This is a genomic window from uncultured Meiothermus sp., from assembly GCF_937863175.1.
GTDB lineage: Bacteria > Deinococcota > Deinococci > Deinococcales > Thermaceae > Meiothermus.
The window spans coordinates 1-2,505 of the sequence record NZ_CALMCQ010000208.1 but is presented as its reverse complement, the minus strand read 5'-3'; the positions used below and the strand labels follow the sequence as shown (position 1 = coordinate 2,505).

General features: G+C 61.7%; 2 protein-coding genes. One reads left to right on the top strand and one right to left on the bottom strand.

Annotated features, from left to right (window positions below; all coding sequences use genetic code 11):
* Positions 1-770: HD domain-containing phosphohydrolase (locus tag Q0288_RS08215; RefSeq protein ID WP_299429410.1), on the top strand; the 770-nt coding region annotated here is incomplete at its 5' end.
* Positions 771-782: 12 nt separating this feature from the next.
* Here the strand turns inward: Q0288_RS08215 and Q0288_RS08210 are convergent.
* Positions 783-2,505 (bottom strand): proton-conducting transporter membrane subunit (locus tag Q0288_RS08210; RefSeq protein WP_299429409.1); only part of this gene is annotated, 1,723 nt, incomplete at its 5' end.

Genomic DNA, 2,505 nt, shown 5'->3' with positions numbered 1-2,505 from the left:
ACGAAGCCACCGGGAACCCGGTCAAAGCACTCTCGCACCACCGGGCCTTTTACCAGGCCGAGCGTTCGGTGTTTAACGCAGAAAACGAGCGTAAGACCCGGCAACTCGAAGCTCAATTTGACCTGGAGAAGCTTCGGTACGAGGTCGAGATAGCACGAACAGCCCGTATGGAGGCTGAAATGAAGGTTGCCGAGCGCACTGCCGAACTCGAGCAGAGCCAGCTCGAGATGCTTAACCGGCTGGCTATTGCTGCCGAGTACCGCGATGACCAGACCGGACAGCACACCCTGCGGGTAGGCCGCCTCGCAGCCGCTGTGGCACGGGCGCTGCACTGGCTACCCCAGGAAGCGGATATCCTGGACAAAGCTGCACGCCTCCACGATATCGGAAAAATAGGCATACCCGACGAAATCCTGCTCAAATCGGAGAAGCTTACTGCAGAGGAGTTCGAGCGGATGAAACAGCACACCATTTTCGGAGCCAAGATTCTCTCTGGGGGCCGTTCTCGGCTGGTGCGGATGGCGGAAGAAATCGCTCGGGCGCACCATGAACACTGGGACGGCAACGGGTATCCCTACGGCCTTGAAGGTCAGCAAATTCCTATCGAAGCCCGCATCGTTGCTGTTATTGATATGTTTGATGCGCTGACCCACGAGCGTCCTTACAAACGCGCCTGGAGCAAGGCCGAGGCCCTGGAAGAGATCCGTGCCCATAGCGGCTCCAGGTTCGACCCCTCGGTGGTGCAGGCTGCTCTGGGGGTTCTCAAGTAGATCGCATCGGCATTACTCCACATTTAGAGTGATGGAGGTCAGTGGTGGCTCGGTCTCGAGCCTGCCGGTCTCGCGCACCTCGTAGGTAATCTCGCCGGGGCCAGGGTTGGAAAAGTAACTCCAGCCGCAGGCCGCACTGAGGGGAATCTCCCTGCGCCCAATAATCCGGTCCGCCCGCTTAATCAGGACGGTGTAACTACTGGCCGAGCCCACCCCGCCAAAGCGGAAAGGTGGTGTCACCGTGCCCCCGGCCTGCAGGTTGGATAGCGCGAAACTCTGGCTACAGATGGCCCCCGCCTGGGCTTCAGGCACCACCAGCGAGATACTAGCCCCCGAGGCGGTTCCTTCGGGTCGTACCTGGTATCTTCGGGTTCCACCTGGGGGTGGCGGGACATCCAGGCTCCACTGCCCGCTGGTATCGGCAGTCACGCGCCCCAGACTGGTTCCGTCTTCGAAGATTTCGACCACCTGGCCAGGCCGGGCGGTGCCTTGCAGGGTAAAACCGGTGGCTGCAACCGTGGCCCTATCCGAAGGAGCAGTAAAAGCTGGCTCCGCCAGAAGCGTAGCGGTAACGCTGGTGCTGGCTCCGGTCAGCTGCCCGGCCCGACGAACCTCGTAGATATGCGCCCCGGCAGCCAGGGCCGAGGGTAGTGCGGAGGCAGACACCGGGAAGCTCCACATGCCATCAAGGCCCACCGCCACCACGCCCAGGAGATTTCCATTGTCAAAAAGCTCGAGGGTTTCGCCTGGCTTGCCGGTGCCCTGCAGGGCATAGCTTCCGGCTACCAGGGTCGTGCCCCTGGCAGGGGCGGTGATGGTCACGGCTACTTCAGCCGGGGCCAGTCCGGTGCTAAAGGCGCGCAACCCCAGTCCAGGCAGAACCGAGAGCAGGCCCAACAAAGCCAGTGCCGCCAGCAAGATGCCCAGGGCGGGCGCACCCATCCGCGCCGCTGGAGCCATTAGCCCCTGGGTCAGGCCCATGGGAGCGGCAGTCACCGGAATGCCCGGCGCTTCCGAACTACCGAACCGGGTCAGCGCAGCTTCAGCCTCACGGTCATCGGCTTCCTGTACGGGGGTTGGCTTGCTGAAAATCAGGAAGAAAACTTTGAAGTAGTAATAGGCCCCCATGGCCGAGGTGATGAGTGCCAGTACCACCAGCCCGTAGAAACCCGCCTGGGCTGCCTCCTGGAAGATCAGGTACTTGGCCCAGAACCCGGCCAGCGGCGGCAACCCCAGCACCGAGAGGATACCTAGACCCATCGCCCCGCCCAACAGCGGTTTGCGATACCACAGCCCCCTGAGGCGCTCGAGAGGCACATCCTGGTTGGAGAGCATCGAGAGCACCGCGAAGATAATGCCGGTTGCCAGCCCGTAGGTCAGCAGGTAGAAAGGAATGGTGGCCTGTCCTGTTGGGCCAAAGAGCCCCAGCCCAATGTAGCCCGCATTGGCGATAGAGGAGTAGGCGAAAAGCCGCTTGGCCTCGGTCTGCGATAAAGCCCTCAGGTTCCCGAAAAGGGTGGTGAGGGCGATCAGGACGGCCATGCCCACCCCCCAGATTTCCAGACCTTCGGGGGTGAAGATGCGTAACATGGCGGCAAAAGCAGCCGCCTTCACTGCTGTGGCCATGAACAGAGTGACCACCGTGGGGCTGCCCTGGTAGACATCCGGTGACCACCAGTGGAATGGCACCATCGCAATCTTGAAGGCAAAGGCTGCCATGATCAGGAAAAGGGCG